15 protein-coding genes are annotated in these 15508 nt (G+C 69.9%); 10 read left to right on the top strand and 5 right to left on the bottom strand.

Annotation, left to right across the window (positions count from 1 at the left end):
• The first annotated feature begins 63 nt into the window (after positions 1-63).
• From dhaK to dhaM, 3 genes are all read left to right on the top strand, one after another.
• Positions 64-1056, top strand: coding sequence for a dihydroxyacetone kinase subunit DhaK (dhaK, locus tag ACQPYK_RS15930; protein WP_433255952.1), 993 nt, complete (start codon positions 64-66; stop codon positions 1054-1056).
• Between the two features lies 1 nt (position 1057).
• Positions 1058-1699, top strand: coding sequence for a dihydroxyacetone kinase subunit DhaL (gene dhaL / locus ACQPYK_RS15925; protein WP_433255950.1), 642 nt, complete (start codon positions 1058-1060; stop codon positions 1697-1699).
• Between the two features lie 145 nt (positions 1700-1844).
• Positions 1845-2216 (top strand): dihydroxyacetone kinase phosphoryl donor subunit DhaM, encoded by a 372-nt coding sequence (dhaM, locus tag ACQPYK_RS15920; protein WP_433255949.1) that lies wholly within the window; start codon positions 1845-1847, stop codon positions 2214-2216.
• A 99-nt stretch (positions 2217-2315) separates the two neighbouring features.
• Here dhaM and ACQPYK_RS15915 read toward each other — a convergent pair whose 3' ends face one another.
• Positions 2316-3275, bottom strand: a complete 960-nt coding sequence (locus tag ACQPYK_RS15915; protein WP_433255947.1) for a DUF418 domain-containing protein — start codon at positions 3273-3275, stop codon at positions 2316-2318.
• A 374-nt stretch (positions 3276-3649) separates the two neighbouring features.
• On the opposite strand from ACQPYK_RS15915, the gene ACQPYK_RS15910 reads away from it, so the two are divergent.
• From ACQPYK_RS15910 to ACQPYK_RS15895, 4 genes are all read left to right on the top strand, one after another.
• Positions 3650-4807 carry a sensor histidine kinase gene (locus ACQPYK_RS15910; protein WP_433255945.1) on the top strand — a complete coding sequence of 386 codons (1158 nt, stop codon included), beginning with the start codon at positions 3650-3652 and terminating at the stop codon, positions 4805-4807.
• Positions 4804-5460 carry a response regulator gene (locus ACQPYK_RS15905; RefSeq protein ID WP_433255943.1) on the top strand — a complete coding sequence of 219 codons (657 nt, stop codon included), beginning with the start codon at positions 4804-4806 and terminating at the stop codon, positions 5458-5460. Before ACQPYK_RS15910 ends, ACQPYK_RS15905 begins: the two co-directional genes overlap by 4 nt.
• 610 nt (positions 5461-6070) lie before the next feature.
• Positions 6071-6697 carry a ClpP family protease gene (locus tag ACQPYK_RS15900; protein WP_433255941.1) on the top strand — a complete coding sequence of 209 codons (627 nt, stop codon included), beginning with the start codon at positions 6071-6073 and terminating at the stop codon, positions 6695-6697.
• The gene (locus ACQPYK_RS15895) at positions 6694-7284 is read left to right on the top strand and encodes a ClpP family protease (protein WP_433255939.1); all 591 of its coding nucleotides are present in this window, start codon (positions 6694-6696) and stop codon (positions 7282-7284) included. The genes ACQPYK_RS15900 and ACQPYK_RS15895 overlap by 4 nt, the downstream gene beginning before the upstream one ends.
• 27 nt (positions 7285-7311) lie before the next feature.
• On the opposite strand, the gene ACQPYK_RS15890 is transcribed toward ACQPYK_RS15895, so the two are convergent.
• Both ACQPYK_RS15890 and ACQPYK_RS15885 read right to left on the bottom strand, forming a co-directional pair.
• The gene (locus tag ACQPYK_RS15890) at positions 7312-7668 is read right to left on the bottom strand and encodes a helix-turn-helix domain-containing protein (protein ID WP_433255937.1); all 357 of its coding nucleotides are present in this window, start codon (positions 7666-7668) and stop codon (positions 7312-7314) included.
• 428 nt (positions 7669-8096) lie between these two features.
• Complete coding sequence (locus tag ACQPYK_RS15885; RefSeq protein ID WP_433255935.1) at positions 8097-8351, bottom strand: Smr/MutS family protein; 255 nt, start codon at positions 8349-8351, stop codon at positions 8097-8099.
• A 448-nt stretch (positions 8352-8799) separates the two neighbouring features.
• On the opposite strand from ACQPYK_RS15885, the gene ACQPYK_RS15880 reads away from it, so the two are divergent.
• Positions 8800-12141 (top strand): S8 family serine peptidase, encoded by a 3342-nt coding sequence (locus tag ACQPYK_RS15880; RefSeq protein ID WP_433255933.1) that lies wholly within the window; start codon positions 8800-8802, stop codon positions 12139-12141.
• A gap of 110 nt (positions 12142-12251) precedes the next feature.
• Here ACQPYK_RS15880 and ACQPYK_RS15875 read toward each other — a convergent pair whose 3' ends face one another.
• Positions 12252-12680, bottom strand: a complete 429-nt coding sequence (locus ACQPYK_RS15875; protein WP_433255931.1) for a CBS domain-containing protein — start codon at positions 12678-12680, stop codon at positions 12252-12254.
• A 105-nt stretch (positions 12681-12785) separates the two neighbouring features.
• Positions 12786-13070: a helix-turn-helix domain-containing protein gene (locus ACQPYK_RS15870; RefSeq protein ID WP_433255929.1), complete on the bottom strand. Its 285-nt coding sequence runs from the start codon at positions 13068-13070 to the stop codon at positions 12786-12788.
• Between the two features lie 74 nt (positions 13071-13144).
• Between ACQPYK_RS15870 and ACQPYK_RS15865 the strand changes: the two genes are divergently transcribed.
• Both ACQPYK_RS15865 and ACQPYK_RS15860 read left to right on the top strand, forming a co-directional pair.
• Positions 13145-13903 carry an ABC transporter substrate-binding protein gene (locus ACQPYK_RS15865; protein ID WP_433255927.1) on the top strand — a complete coding sequence of 253 codons (759 nt, stop codon included), beginning with the start codon at positions 13145-13147 and terminating at the stop codon, positions 13901-13903.
• Between the two features lie 105 nt (positions 13904-14008).
• Positions 14009-15427: an aminopeptidase P family protein gene (locus ACQPYK_RS15860; protein ID WP_433255926.1), complete on the top strand. Its 1419-nt coding sequence runs from the start codon at positions 14009-14011 to the stop codon at positions 15425-15427.
• Positions 15428-15508: the final 81 nt, after the last annotated feature.

Raw genomic sequence — 15508 nt, 5'->3', positions numbered from 1 at the left:
GCCGGGCAAGAGGTTTTCCCGATCAGGCTTGCCACCGTCCCAGGAAGGGAAGGGCTCCGAAATGTGAAGAAGCTCATCAACGGTGTCGACTCGGTCGTCACGGATGCGCTGCGCGGGCTCGCCGCGGCGCACCCCGGACTGCGGGTGGACGTGGAAAACCAGATCGTGGTACGCGCCTCGGGGCCTCGTCCGGACAAGGTCGGCCTGGTCTCCGGAGGGGGTTCCGGGCACGAGCCGCTGCACGCCGGCTTCGTCGGGTACGGCATGCTCGACGCGGCCTGCCCAGGCGAGATCTTCACCTCTCCGGTGCCCGACCAGATGATCGCGGCCAGCGAGGCGGTGAACGGCGGCGCGGGAGTGCTGCACGTCGTGAAGAACTACACCGGTGACGTCCTGAATTTCGAGATGGCCGCCGAGCTCTGTGCCGAGCAGGGCGTGGAGGTGGCCAGCGTGCTGGTCAACGACGACGTGGCCGTGCAGGACTCCCTCTACACGGCGGGTCGCCGGGGAACCGGCGCGACGCTCTTCGTGGAGAAGATCGCCGGGGCCATGGCCGAGGCCGGAGCGCCTCTGCGGGAGGTCGTACGGGTGGCCGAGGAGGTCAACGCGCGCAGCCGGTCCTTCGGTGTCGCGCTGAGCGCCTGCGTCACCCCCGCCGCGGGCAAGCCCACCTTCGACCTGAAGGACACCGAGATCGAGTTGGGCATCGGCATCCACGGCGAGCCGGGCCGGTCCCGCGCGGCCATGCGCGGCGCCCGCGAGCTGGTCGGCGTCGCGATGGACGCCGTCGACGAGGACATGCCGATCTCCGGTGACGTCCTGGTCATGGTGAACGGCATGGGCGGCACGCCGTTGATCGAGCTCTACGTCGCCTTCGCCGAGGCAGTGGACTATCTGGCGGGCAAGGGCGCCCGAGCGGCGCGGAGCCTGGTCGGCAACTACGTCACCAGCCTCGACATGCAGGGCTTCTCGGTCACGGTCTGCGGGCTGAACGACGAGCTCACCCGTCTCTGGGACGCTCCGGTGGAGACCCCCGGCCTGCGCTGGGGCCGCTGACATGGGCGCATCCGACCTGGACACCGCGTTCTTCGCCGCCTGGATCGGGGAGGTCGCCCGGACCATCGGGGCCGAGAAGGACCGGCTGACCCGGCTGGATGCCGCGATCGGCGACGCCGACCACGGAGCCAACCTCGATCGGGGCTTCACCGCGATCACCCAGGCGCTGGCCGACAAGGAGCCGGGCACCCCCGGAGCGCTGCTGCATCTGGTCGGAAGCACGCTCATCCGCAAGGTGGGCGGGGCTTCCGGACCGCTGTACGGCACCGCGTTCCGGGAGGCGGGCAAGGCGCTGGGCGACGCCACCGAGGTGTCCGTCGCGGAGCTGGCCGGCGCCCTGGAGGCCGGGTTGGCCGGGATCCAGAATCTGGGGTCGGCCGCCGAGGGCGACAAGACCATGGTGGACGCGCTCGCTCCGGCGGTCCGGGCTCTGGCGCAGGCCGTACAGGACGGGAGCGATCCGCGGCAGGCGGCCGACGCGGCCGCGTCGGCCGCTCTCGCCGGGGCGGAGGCCACGATCCCGATGCAGGCCCGCAAGGGCCGGGCCAGCTATCTCGGTCCCCGCAGCGTGGGCCACGAGGACCCCGGCGCCGCCTCGACGGCGCTCATTCTCACCGCTCTGCGCACGGTGACGGCACAGTGACCGCACGATGGGCCGATCCCGACCGCGACGGCAATGGCAACGGCAACAGCAACAGCAACGGCAACGCGATCGGCCCTCCACGCGGTGACGACACGGCGACCGGCACTGCCTGTCCGCCTTCGGCCGGGTCGGACGGATCCCCCCGATGGTAGGCATCGTCCTCATCTCCCACAGCGGCGCGCTGGCCACCGAGGTCGCGACCCTGGCCGCGCAGGTCGGCGGCGCGGAGGTCCCGCTGGCTCCCGCCGGAGGCACCGAGGACGGCCGTCTGGGCACCAGCCCCGACCTGGTCCAGGCGGCGATCGAGAAGGTGGACCGGGGCGACGGGGTGATCCTGATCCCCGATCTGGGCAGTTCGGTGCTGACCGCCCGGCTGGTGGAGGGGCCGGGAGTGGTGATCGCCGACGTGCCGTTCGTGGAGGGCGCGATCGCGGCCGTCGTCACGGCGAGCACGGGCGCGCCGCTGGCGGCGGTGCTCGCGGCGGCGGAGGAGGCCAGGAGCTTCCGCAAGCTCTGACCCGCTCTCTTCTCGACGGCCGTCCGGCGGCGTCAGGACGGCTCTGCGACGATTCGTTCGGCCGGGCCCGGGACCGGGCACGGGATATGTGCGCGGCGGTCAGGGGGTGCGTCGCAGGGGCGGGCGCCGGGCCCAGGTGGCCCAGCGCCAGAGCCACTCGATGGGGCCCTGGTGGTATCGGCGCAGCCAGAGAGTGGACAGCACCCACTGGGCGGCGAGGATGGCGCCGGCGGTCGAGAGCACCGCCGTCAGGGACCAGCTGTCCGGCGGGCCGCTGAGGACGTGGCCGGCCACCAGCAGGACGAGGACCGTGGCGGTCAGGTAGTTGGTCAGCGCCATCCGGCCCAACGGCGCGAAGACGGCCTGCAGCGCCGGCCGGAGCGGCGTCCTGAGCAGGACCAGCAGGGCGCATGTGTAGGCCCCCGCGAGCAACAATCCGGTGCCGGCCAGCGAGATGCCGAAGGCCGAGCTGTGCACGTCGTCAGCCCGCTGCCCGGTCTGCACCCACAGGACAGGCGCCGCCCCCGCCGCGAGGACCAGGCCCAGCAGGGCCGGCACCCGGGTGGACTGCTCTACCCGGTCGATCACTCCGTACCGGACCAGTGCCGAGCCCAGCAGGAACAGTCCGGCGATCAGCACGATCCGGTCGGCACCGATGACCATCGACGTCGCGACGAGCACGGCGGCGAGGGCGGCGACGGCCCACCGTGGCAGCCAGGTCGAGGGCAGCAGCACCAGCAGGCCGACGGTGGCGTAGATGGTCAGGATGTCGCCCTGCCACAGCAGCAGGAAATGCGCCAGACCGATCCCGAGCAGCACCAGGAGCCGGCGCAGCAGGAGCAGCCGCGGGCGGGCGGCCCGGCCCGTGGCGGAGCCCAGCAGCAGCGAGAACCCGATGCCGAACAGCAGGGAGAAGATCGGGAAGAAGCGCTGCTCGACGAGCAGCCCCATCCACACCTCCTTCGCGCCCGCCGGCCCGCCCGACAGGACGATCCTGCCGGAGTTGGATATCGGCTCGATGTTGGCCAGCAGGATTCCGCACAGCGCGAACCCCCGCACTATGTCGAGCGCGGCGATACGCGGCCGGCCGGGGGACGTCGTCGCGGAGCCTGCCGGACCGTCGTCCGGGAGCGGGCGGTGGGGATGGCCCTCCCCCTGGGGGCGATCGGGCCGATGACCCGGCCCGGTGGGATGCGCGGAGGGCGGCAGGCCGGTGCCCGGCGGCCGCTCCAGCGCTCGGCCGGATCCTCGGTCAGGCCCTCGGTCAGGCCTTCGGCTCTCGGCGCGGGAGGCGAAATCTTCATGTGGCATGGGACCTCATGCTGCGCGGGGCGACCCGGCGGCGGCACGGGTCGAAAGCAGGGTTCGCGCCGTCCGCGACCGTACTTTCGGCCGATTCAACGCGCGGGGGAAGGTCTCCTAGCCTGAACGGCGTGCGTGCTCAGGGGTGGCCGGCCGAGCGAACCGGCGTCATGGCCGACGTCGGGCTCGGTGCCGTGTTCGCCGCGACGCTCGCCTTCTGGGCGTTTCTGATCGCGAGAAGTTGGGGCGGCGACTACTGGCGGTTCGGCTGCGCCGCCGGAGCGGTGGTGTGCGTGATCGCTCTGGCACGCCGGCGCGACCGGACGTGGGCGGCGGTCGCGGGCCTGGCCGTCGCGGTGGCCGCCGTCCTGGTCGCCCGCCTCGCCCACCTGCCCAGTGAGCCCGGCCCCGCCATGGCCCTGGGCCTGTCGGTGCTCGTCGGCTCCGCGGTCAGAGCGCTTCCCGCCCCCTCGGCCTGCGCCGTCGCGGCCGGAGGGTGCGCGGTGGTCGCCGGCAGCCTGCTCACCGCCCACGCGTCCTCCTCGGGCGTCCCGTCGGTGACGGCGCTGAACGGCACGGGATGGCTCGCCGGCCTCGCGATCGGGCTGTGCCTGCGGCTGCTCTCGGCCCGTCGCCGGTCCGTCGCCGAGAAGGTGCGCCGCGACGAACGCCTGCAGTTGGCCAGGGAACTACACGACGTCGTCGCCCACCACATCACCGGCATCGTGCTCCAAACCCAGGCCACCCGCCTGCTCGCCCGCAAGCGCCCCGAGACGGTGGACGGCTCTCTGGCGGACATCGAGGCCGCCGGTTCCGACGCGCTGGCCGCCATGCGCCGCGTCGTCGGCCTGCTGCGCGACGCCGACGACGCGGCCCCCGTCGCGCCCGGTCCCGAACGGCTCAGCGACCTGGTCGAACGCTTCGGCGGCCACGGCCCCGCGGTGTGCCTGCGGTTGCCCGACGGCGAAGACGAGTCGGTGTGGCCGCCCGAGGTGGCCGGCACCGTCTACCGGGTCGTCCAGGAGTCGCTGACCAACATCTCCCGCCACGCCCGGCACGCCCGCTCGGTCACGGTCAGCGTCGCCCGAGATCGGGAGGCGGTCGTCGTCGAGGTCGTCGACGACGCCTCACCGGCTCCGGCCCGGCGCCACCACCGCGGCGGCTACGGTCTGGTCGGGATGCGCGAGCGCCTTGAGGCTCTGGGCGGCACGCTGTGCGCCGGCCCGCGCCCCGAGGCCGGCTGGTCCGTGCTCGCCACCCTGCCCCTCCCCGCGCGGACGCGCCGATGACCATCCGGGTGCTGCTGGCCGACGACCAGGCGATGATCCGCGCCAGCTTGCGGATCATTCTCGAGGACCGGCCCGACATCAGCGTGGTCGCCGAGGCCGCCGACGGCGCCGAGGCGGTCGCCCTGGCCCGGAGGCTGCGCCCGGATGTGTGCCTGGTGGACGTCCAGATGCCCCGCCTCGACGGCATCGAGGTCACCCGTGCCCTGGCCGGCCCCGGCGTCCCCGACCCGCTCCGGGTGATCGTGGTCACCACCTTCGACCTCGACGAGTACGTCTACGGCGCGCTGCGCGGCGGGGCGGTCGGCTTCGTCCTGAAGGACGCCGGCCCCGCCCTGCTCGTCGAGGCCGTCCGGGCCGCTGACGCCGGGGACGCCCTTGTCTCGCCGTCGGTCACCCTGCGGCTGCTGCGCCACCTCACGGCCGCCGGGGCTCCGGCCGCCCGGGGGCCCGCCCGGCCGCTGTCCGACCGGGAGACCGAAGTCGTCCGGGCCATCGCCAGAGGCCGCACCAACCAGGAGATCGCCGCCGAGTTGTTCATCTCGCTGAGCACCGTCAAGGGCTACATCTCCGGCATCAACGTCAAGCTCGGGGTGCGCAACCGGGTCGAGATCGCCGCCTGGGCCTGGGAGAACCGCATGACGGACGCCACGTAACACCGGCGGGGACACCGCCCCGGACGCGTCACGCGCCGCCGAAAACCTCGGGCACGCCGATCCCGGCTTCACGCCGCGGACCTGCGCCCGCCCTGCCCGACCCTGATACCCGACGCCGCCGACCGCTCCGGGAAGGCGACGGACGCCTTCTCCCTCGGATGGGCCGTGTGCCCCCGGCGTGCCCCAGCATGATCGAGTGTGTCGTCTGCGCCTAGCGCGATTGCCCAAGTGAGCCCGGCCGATGCCTGCGCATGCGAGTGCTCCAGCCGTCAGGCGTCGAAGCGGCGGCGGGCGGTCTCGATGTGACCGAGGTACCGGTGGGTCCACGGGTACATCGATGTCTCCGGGGAGCCGGCGGTGGCCGCACCCGACGTGGCCATCCGGCGCTGAGGGCTGACGGGCGCGTATAGATCGCAATCCGCCGATCTCGGTAGTTCACGGTCGGATCTTCGGCCCCGGCGCGGGTATAAGGAGAGCGCGCTCACCCCACTCGATTCCCCGACCGCAATGCTACGAACCGGGCCGGAAACCGAGCTCCCTCTGCTCAGAGCAGATCTGCCCCAAGCGGATCGTGTCGACGCCGGTCCGAATCGCCTCACATGATGGACGCATGAGCGAAGAATCGAATCTTCCACTGTTCGATACGAGGGTAAGGCGCGAGCTCTACGAGCAGCGTGTTCTCGTTCTCGACGGCCCTCTCGATGATGACAATGGGACACTGCTGACCACGCAACTGATAGCACTCGCCACGCAGGACGCGTCGACGGACATCGCATTGTGGATTCACTCCCCGGGCGGGTCGGTTCCCTCGATGCTTGCGATCCGCGACATCATTCGACTCATTCCCTGTGACGTATCGACCCTCGTGCTGGGCATTGCTTACAGCGCCGGGCAATTCTTGCTGTCATCGGGGGCCCGAGGGAAGCGCCGCGCCCTGCCGCACGCACGTGTCCTGATGCACCAAGGCTCGGCGGGAATCGGTGGCACCGCAGTCGACATCGAACTGCAGGCCGGCGACCTTCGGCATACTCGCGACACGGTGCTCGGTCTTATCGCCGAGGACACGGGGCAGCCCGTCGAACGCATATTCGAGGATTCTCTGCACGATCGTTGGTACACAGCGCAAGAGGCACTGAACTACGGCTTCATAGATGCAATCGTGCAAAATTTCGACGAAATCGCGCCGCGCAATCGCCCACGGCCCGGATTCGGCGTCACCGAAGGAGTCGGCCAGTGACCGCGTATACGATCCCGAACGTCATCGCCCAGAATCCTCGTGGCGAGCGGATCATGGATGTCTACTCGCACCTGCTCACCGAGCGAATCGTCTATCTGGGCACCGCAATCGACGCGGGCGTCGCGAACGCGCTCATCGCGCAGCTGATTTTTCTAGAGTCAGACAACCCCGATGCCGAAATACAGTTCTATATCAACTGCGAAGGCGGGGACCCAAGCGCAATGCTCGCGATATACGACACCATGCGCCATATCCGCCCGCGGGTTTCGACAACCTGCGTTGGACAGGCCGTCGCGGTGGGTGCCGTCCTTCTCGCCGCGGGTGCCGAAGGAAAACGTGCCGCTCTCCCGCACGCACGAGTGATCCTGCACCAACCAGCTGCTCAGGGGCGCGGAGCGATCCCCGATCTCATCTTGCAAGCCGACGAGGTCGTCCGCGTCCGAGCAGACATCGAGCGCATACTGTCACGGCACACCGGCCAGACGATCGAGACCCTACGCGCCGACACCGATCACGATCGCGTGTTCACCGCGACCGCGGCCTTGGAGTACGGACTCCTCGATCAGATCATCGAGGAGCATTCATAGGCCAGTGGATGATCCCGGCAAGCCACGCTACGCGGCCAGGGCATACGCCGCCGAGCAGGTAGCACCTCTCGACATGCTGCTCTGAGCAGACCGCAAGCTCTCGGCGACGGCAAGGGTCAGATCGACCAGGGTCACATCCAGCGCGCCGGCGACCGCAGCGATCATTTCGCTCGACGGCTCTTTGACGCCTCGTTCCATCTCGGAGAGATACTGCGGAGAGACTCCGGCGCGACGTGCCGTCTCGCTCAGCTTCTCGCCCCGCTCGTGACGAAGACCTCTGAGACACTCGCCGAGCGCGTGCCGCCACAGCGGCTCACGAGCCGGAGACGGCGTGGAGTTGGTCCGATCGATCGCTGGACGTAGCGGCGGGACAGAAGAGGCCATGCCTCACCTTAGATAGACGGCGCGTTCGAGTTCGGCCAGATCCGCGCAGAGCGGAACCGTCCCCGTCTCCTCCGGTCCGTCTCAGGGTGAATCGCGCGCTCACCGAGTGGTCGCCGTAGCGGAGATCATTCGGTGCTGCCGGTGACCAGTCACATGAGCAGGGCGTCGCAGACGGTGCTCAGCAGCGTGAGGCGGGTGGTGTGGGCCTTGGGCAGGATCTCCGATGAACTTCGGCCTGGGCCGCGATTCTGACGGCCCACAGACGGCCCAGGACCGGTAGGAGCATCTTGGGCCGGCGATTCGACATCGCTGGCCCCTGCACTTCCCGCGCTGAGAAATCTCCTTCTGACCTGCGCTTATAGCGTCAAACGCCAACGGCTCAGCTCGAACGTGACGGCCTGGTAGCGGTCACCGCTCCGCTCGCTGGTCTACTTGTGGCGGAAGTAGACGAACAGGCGGCCGTGGTTCTTGGAGTCCTTGTCGATGCGGTGATAGAGGGCCTTGATCTCCTTCTGCTCCAGGAAGCGCAGGACCTTCTTCTTCAGCTGGCCCGAGCCCTTGCCAGGGATGATCTCGACCTCGGTGGCCCTCTTCCTGATGGCCTCGTCGATGATGTCACGCAGCGCCTTGTCGATCTCGCCGCCGCGGTTGAAGATCGGGTGCAGATCCAGCTTCAGCTTCACGCGTCCCAGCTTCTCATCTCCGCGCACCGCCGGGTCAGTCCCCTCTGGGCGGGAACGGCTCCGGGGCTTCGTCCTGTCGCGTCCGGCGGGTTCGCTCAGGCGCGCGCCCGCCTTCACCAACGCCCGCCTTCGCCGACGCCCGCCGGATGGAACCGTACCGGTGGATCGGAAAGCGATCATGTCGACGTCCCGTCAGGCCGCTGGGCTGACCGTGTAATTAAATTTGACCAATTAAGCCGGTGATTGTGGCAATTCCACGATCTAGGCAAATAAATGATCTCTAGTTAGGCTCCCTGTCATGATCGGCCGCCTTTACCGGTGGCCGCTCTCTCGTCACCCAACGGGGAGGGTCGAGGCCTCCTCAGCCATGCCCTGATCCAGGCGTGCCCGGGTGACCTGTGACCTCTCCACGGCGTGACGTGGTCATGCGTCCCCCAGGGAGGTCTCGTTGCCAAGCAAGTCCCAGCCATCCAGGACCAGGCGCGTGGCGGTGCTCGCCGCCTGCGTCGGACTCGTCGCGGCGATGGCGCCGCCGGCGAGCGCGGCTCCCACCCCCACCCCGCCCTCGAAGTGGACGGCGACCCCGTTGACGGGCGGCGAGCTGGTACAGGGGGCCAAATCGGCAACCGGAAAAATCGCCCAGAGTGACACGGCGCTGCTGAAGTCAACCTCAGGCGCCACGGTCAACGTGATGGTCAAACTCGACTATGACTCGTACGCCGCCTATCAGGGCGGACTTGAGGGACTTCCTGCTACGAGCCCCGCCAAGACCGGCAAAGCTCTCGATATCAAAAGCGCCGAATCCAAGAAATACGAAAAGCACATCGAAGAAGTCGAGAACACCTTCCTCGCCGGACTGGCCAGGAACGTTCCCACGGCGAAGGCCGGGCAGAAGCTGCGCACCGTCTACGGCGGCATCGCGCTGCGGCTGCCCGCCAACAAGGCGGCCGAGCTGCTGAAGCTGCCCGGAGTCGTGGCCGTCCAGGAGGACAAGCCCGAGAAGCTGCTGACCGACTCCAGCGCCTCCTTCATCGGGGCTCCGGCGATCTACAGCAAGCTGGGCGGCAGCGCCTCCTCCGGCAAGGGGGTCGTCGTCGGCATCCTGGACTCCGGCGTCTGGCCGGAGCACCCCCAGTTCGCCGACCCCGGCACGCTGCCCGCCGCGCCCCCGACCAGGGACGGCACCCCGCGCGTCTGCGACTTCGGCGACAACCCGCTGACCCCGGCGGCCGATCCGTTCGCCTGCAACCGGAAACTGATCGGCGGCGCGCCGTTCCTGGACACCTACAACGCGGTGTTCCCGGGCGGGGAGGTCTACCCCGACAGCGCCCGTGACTCCAACGGTCACGGCACCCACACCGCGACCACCTCGGCCGGCGGCCCGGTGGCCGACGCCAACCCGCTCGGCATCAGCCGCGGACCGATCCACGGCATCGCCCCGGCGGCGCACGTGTCGGTCTACAAGGTCTGCGGGGTGCAGGGTTGCTTCCCCTCCGACTCCGCACAGGCGGTGGGCCGGGCCATCCTCGACGGCGTCCGTGTGATCAACTTCTCGATCTCCGGCGGCACCTCCCCCTACAGCGACCCGGTGGAGCTGGCCTTCCTCGACGCCTACGCGGCCGGCGTGCTCGTGTCCGCCTCGGCGGGCAACGAGGGCCCGGGGGCGGCCACCGTCAACCACCTCGGCCCGTGGGTGACCACCGTGGCGGCCTCCACGCAGAGCAGGACCTTCCAGTCCACGATCACGCTGACCGGCTCGGGGGGCGCGACGGCCACGGTCAAGGGCGCCTCCATCACGGCCGGGGTGAACTCGCCGCTGCCGGTGGTGCTCGCCTCCGCCCCGCCGTACTCCAACGCGCTGTGCACGACACCCGCTCCCGCGGGCCTGTTCACCGGCAAGATCGTCGCCTGTCAGCGCGGTCCCGGCCGGGTCATGAAGGGCTACAACGTGCTCCAGGGCGGCGCGGCCGGCATGATCCTCTACAACGCCACGCCGCTCGACGTGATGACCGACAACCACTGGATCCCGACGGTCCACATCGACAAGCCGGAGGGCGACGCGCTGCTGGCCTTCCTGTCGGCCAATCCGGGCGCGACCGGTAAGTTCGCCCAGGGCGCCAAGGCCACCTGGCAGGGCGACGTGATGACCACCTTCTCCTCTCGCGGACCGGGCGGCGACTTCCTCAAGCCGGACGTCACCGCGCCGGGCCTGCACATCCTGGCCGGGCAGACCCCGACGCTGGAGGATCCGGTGGGCGGCCCGCAGGGCAACCTGTACCAGGTCATCGCGGGCACCTCGATGTCGTCTCCGCACGTCGCCGGCGCCTCGGCGCTGGTGTTCGCGCTGCACCCCGACTGGACGCCGGGCCAGGTCAAGTCCGCGCTGGAGACGACCGCCAAGACCTCCGTCACCAAGCAGGACCGCGTCACCCCCGCCGACCCGTTCGACCTCGGCGGCGGCCGCATCGACCTGACCAGGGCCGGCGACCCCGGCCTGACCCTGAACGAGACCGCGGAGAACTTCGCCGCCTCCGCGAACGACGAGCTCAACCGCGTCGACCTCAACCTGCCGTCGGTCAACGCCCCGATCATGCCGGGTCTCATCACCGCCAAGCGGACGTTCACCAACGTCACCAACAAGACGCTCACCTACAACGCCACGGGCACGACCGTGAGCGGGGCGAACATCTCGGTGCTGCCGCCTCGCTTCAGCGTCAAGCCGGGCAAGAGCGCTCAGATCACCGTGCTGGTGACCGCGCCGGACCTGCCCGAGGGGCAGTACTTCGGCCAGGTCAACCTCAAGCAGGACGGCGGCACCCGCGACCTGCACCTGCCGGTCGCGTTCTTCCGCAAGGAAGGCGCCGTCCCGGTCGACCAGACCTGCGTGCCGGCCACCATCGCCCGCAACACCGGTGAGTCCACCTGCACGGTGAGCGTGCAGAACAGCACCCTCAAGGACGCCGAGGTGACGGCGGTCAGCACGCTGGACAGCAAGCTGCGGCTGAACTCCGTGACCGGCGCCACCCAGGTCGGCTCCCAGATCGCGACGGTGAAGACCACTCTCGCGGCCAGGCAGCCGGACAGGCCGAGCATCGCCCCGGGCACGGGGCCCGCGCCCTACCTGCCGCTCGACGCCTTCGGCATCACCCCGACGCCGATCGGTGACGAGCAGGCGCTGAACTTCAACGTCCCGCCGTTCACGTACGCGGGCAAGACCTACAACCGGATCGGCGTCGTCTCCAACGGCTACACGGTCGCGGGAGGCACCTCGGGCTCGACCGACATCGCCGCCACCCCGCAGTCGCTGCCGAACCCGGCGACTCCGAACAACGTGCTCGCCCCCTACTGGACCGACCTGGACGGCACCGGCACGCCGGGCGTCTACGTCGGAACGCTGACCGACGGCGTGAGCGACTGGCTCGTCGTCGAATGGCGTCTCAACGTCTACGGCACGACCGACGCCAAGGTGTTCCAGCAGTGGATCGGGCTGAACGGCGCCGAGGACATCACCTACACCTACGACCCGGACCACCTGCCCGGTGACGCCCCGGCGAGCTACGGCCTGACCGTGGGCGCGGAGAACGACGAGGGCACGGCCGGCGGCCAGATCACCGGGCCGCCGACCCAGGACCTGCGGGTGACCAGCACGCCCGGAGCCCCCGGCGGCACCCTGACCTACACGATGAAGGTCAAGGGAGTCGGCGCGGGAACCGGGACGGTGACGACGGGAACGTCGACGCCGCAGGTGAAGGGCATCACGATCGAGGTCGACAAGATAACCGTGCAGTAGGAGGCGGCAACGCCCAGGGGCCCGGCACCCGGTGCCGGGCCCCTCTGCCCGCCCTTTCCAGGCGGTCCGGGTTGCCGGGTTTCCGGGTTTCCGGATCCCTCTTCCAAGCCTCAGCGGTGCAGGTAGTCGACCAGGTAGGCCTTCTCGCTCTCCAAGGACTCGATGGCGCTCTTGACCACGTCGCCGATGCTCACGATCCCGGTGAGCCGGCCGTCGGCCACGACCGGCACGTGCCGGATACGGTGGGTGGTCATGGTCTGGCGCAGGTCATCGACGTCGGCATTGGGCGGGCAGGTGCGAACCTCGGTCGTCATGATGGACGACACCGGAGCGGCCAGCACGTCCGCGCCCCGGTCGTTCAGTCGGCGCACCACGTCACGCTCGGAGACGATGCCCACGATCTCCGAGCCGTCCTCGGAGACCACCGCGGCGCCGATGTTGTGCTCGGCCAGGATCGCGAGGAGCTCGGTCACCGTGGCCTCGGGATGAACGGTTGCCACATCCGTTCCCTTGCCTTGCAGAATCATACCGATCAGCATCGACACCACCTCGGTTCAGCCTGGCTGGGGTATCCCTAACCATTGCCCCGCCGACCCTCGGTCTAAGCGCCGTCTGAGCACCTCCGACGGTAAAGACCGTGACTGTCACGTCACCGAGAGTAGCCGTACCGCGTCGAGGGCCAGGGAGAGTTCCACGATGTCCAGCGGACGAGCCAGGGAACGCCCGGTGAGCTGCTCGATGCGCCGGATGCGGTTGAAGACCGTGTTGCGATGGCAGTACAGCTGCCCGGCGGCGCGCACCGCGGAGCCCTCGCAGCGCAGCCACGCCTCCAGAGTGCCGAGCAGCACCTCCCGGTCGGCCGGGTCGAGGGTGAGGACGGGCCGCAGGATGACACCGCCGAGCCGGCCGGCGAGCTCGGGCTGACTCACCACCAGCGCCGCGGGCGACCGGGCTGCTCGGCAGCAAGGCCATCCAGGTCACCGCCACCACCTACGACATCGACATGATCAACGGGGTCGATTTCCTGGTCAAGGAGAAGGGCGTCAGGTCCGGAGACAAGATCGGCCACCTCTACTTCGAGGGGGACTACGGCGAGAGCGCGCTGAACGGCTCCAAGTACGCCGCCGGGAAGCTCGGCCTGACGGTCGTCGAACAGAAGATCAAGGCGACCGACCAGGACATGAGCGCCCAGGTTGCCGCGTTCAAGGCCGAGGGGGTCAAGGCCGTGCTGGTCTCCGTCGGTCCCAAGCAGGCGGCCTCGCTCGTCGGCGTCTCGCTGGCCAAGGGCATGGACGTGCCGTTCGTCGGCAGCAACTCGGCCTACTCGCCGCAGTTGCTGCCGACCCCGGCCGGTCCCGCCCTGCTCAAGGACTTCTACGTCATGACCGGCGGTGCCCCGATCAGCTCGCCGCTGCCGGCCATGAAGAAGCCGGCGGCCGACTACGAGGCGAAGCATCCCGGCCAGACCATCGACAGCGGCGTCGCCACGGGCTACTCGGCGGCCGCGATCGTCGGCGACGCGCTCGCGAAGGCCTGTCGGGGCAAGGATCTGGGCCGCGCCGCCGTCATCGCCGCGCACCGCAGCCGGTCCTCGTGGGGCGGCGCCTATGGGACGACCATGGACTTCACCGTGTTCGACAAGCCCGCGTCACGGGCGTCGTTCGTCGTCAAGCCGGACAAGTCCGCCCTCGGCGGCGCCGCGGTATTCAAGGAGGCGGCGGTCTCCGAGCTGGCCAGGGACTACCCGGTGCCGGTCGGCTGATCGCCGGTCTGTGACGGGGTCCGCACCCGCCTAAAGTGGGGGTGCGGACCCCACTCGCCGGGAGTAGTGTGTGAAATACCACACACCTTCGCTCCCGAGGACACGATGACCGACAAGCTCAACACCGGTAGCCACGACCTGCCGGTCTCCGACGCCCTCGCCGCGTTCATGGGGACCGGCTGGGCCGACACTCACCGCGACGATCTGACCGCACTGCCGCTGGCCACCTACACCGCCAAGCGCCGCGCCGCCCTCGCCGCGCGCTTCCCCGGCGAGCGCCTGGTCATCCCGTCGGGCACGCTCAAGGTCCGCAGCAACGACAGCGACTACCGGTTCCGGGCGCACAGCGCGTTCACCTACCTCACCGGCGACCAGGAGCCGGGCAACGTGCTGGTCATCGAGCCCTCCGGGTCGGCCACGCTGTTCCTGCGGCCCCGTTCGCCGCGCTCGGCGCCGGGAACGGCCGGGCAGGAGTTCTACCGGGACCGCCGCTACGGCGAGTTCTGGGTGGGCCGCCGTCCCGACCTGGCCGAGGCGGAGGCGATCTACCTGATCGACTGCGCCGCCGTGGACAGGCTCGACGACGTGCTCGGCGGTCCCGCGAGGGTGCTGCGCGGGGTGGACGCCTCGGTGGACGCCCGGGTCGCGCCGCACGACGGGGACGGCGACCTGGAGACGTTCCTGTCGGAGATGCGCCTGATCAAGGACGAGTGGGAGGTCGCCGAGCTGCAGTTCTCGGTGGACGCGACCGCGCGCGGGTTCGAGGACGTGGTGCGGGCGCTGCCCGCCGCCCTGGCCCACCGGCGCGGCGAACGCTACCTGGAGGGAGTCTTCGGCCTCCGCTCCCGCCTGGAGGGCAACGCGGTCGGCTACGACAGCATCGTGGCCTCCGGCGCACACGCGTGCGTACTGCACTGGATCCGCAACGACGGCCGGCTGAACGACAGCGACCTGCTGCTGCTCGACGCGGGTGTGGAGACCGACAACCTCTACACCGCCGACATCACCAGGACCCTGCCGCTGTCGGGACGCTTCAGCCCGATCCAGCGCCAGGTCTACGAGCTGGTCTACGAGGCCCAGAGCGCGGCGATCGCCACCCTCAGGCCGGGCGCGAGGTTCCGCGACTTCCACCAGGCGGCCATGCGGGTCATCGCCGAAGGGCTGCACGACTGGGGCGTGCTGAAGATCAGCGCGGATGAGGCGATGGAGGCCGACAGCGGCCTGTACCGCCGCTACACCCTGTGCAGCAGCGGCCACATGCTCGGCATGGACGTCCACGACTGCGCCAAGGCCCGCTCGGAGGTCTATCTGGACGGAGTGCTGGAGGAGGGCCAGGTGCTCACCGTCGAACCCGGCCTCTACCTCCAGCCGGACGACCTGACGCTCCCGCCGGAGCTGCGCGGTATCGGCGTGCGCATCGAGGACGACCTCGTCATCACCGCCGACGGCGCCCGGCTGATGTCCGCCGGCCTGCCTCGCCACCCCGACGAGATCGAGGGCTGGATGAGCGCGCTCGCCGGCTGATCACGGGCCCGGCTCTCCCGACCACCTGCGGAAAGTGTGAGGCCCTGACAAGATGTGATCTGGGCCTCATCCCTTTTCCTC

Origin of the sequence: Streptosporangium sp. CA-135522, from assembly GCF_050949235.1 — a bacterium.
Classification (GTDB): Bacteria; Actinomycetota; Actinomycetes; order Streptosporangiales; family Streptosporangiaceae; genus Streptosporangium.
Note: the sequence above shows the minus strand (reverse complement) of the source record. Positions and strands in the feature narration are given on the sequence as shown.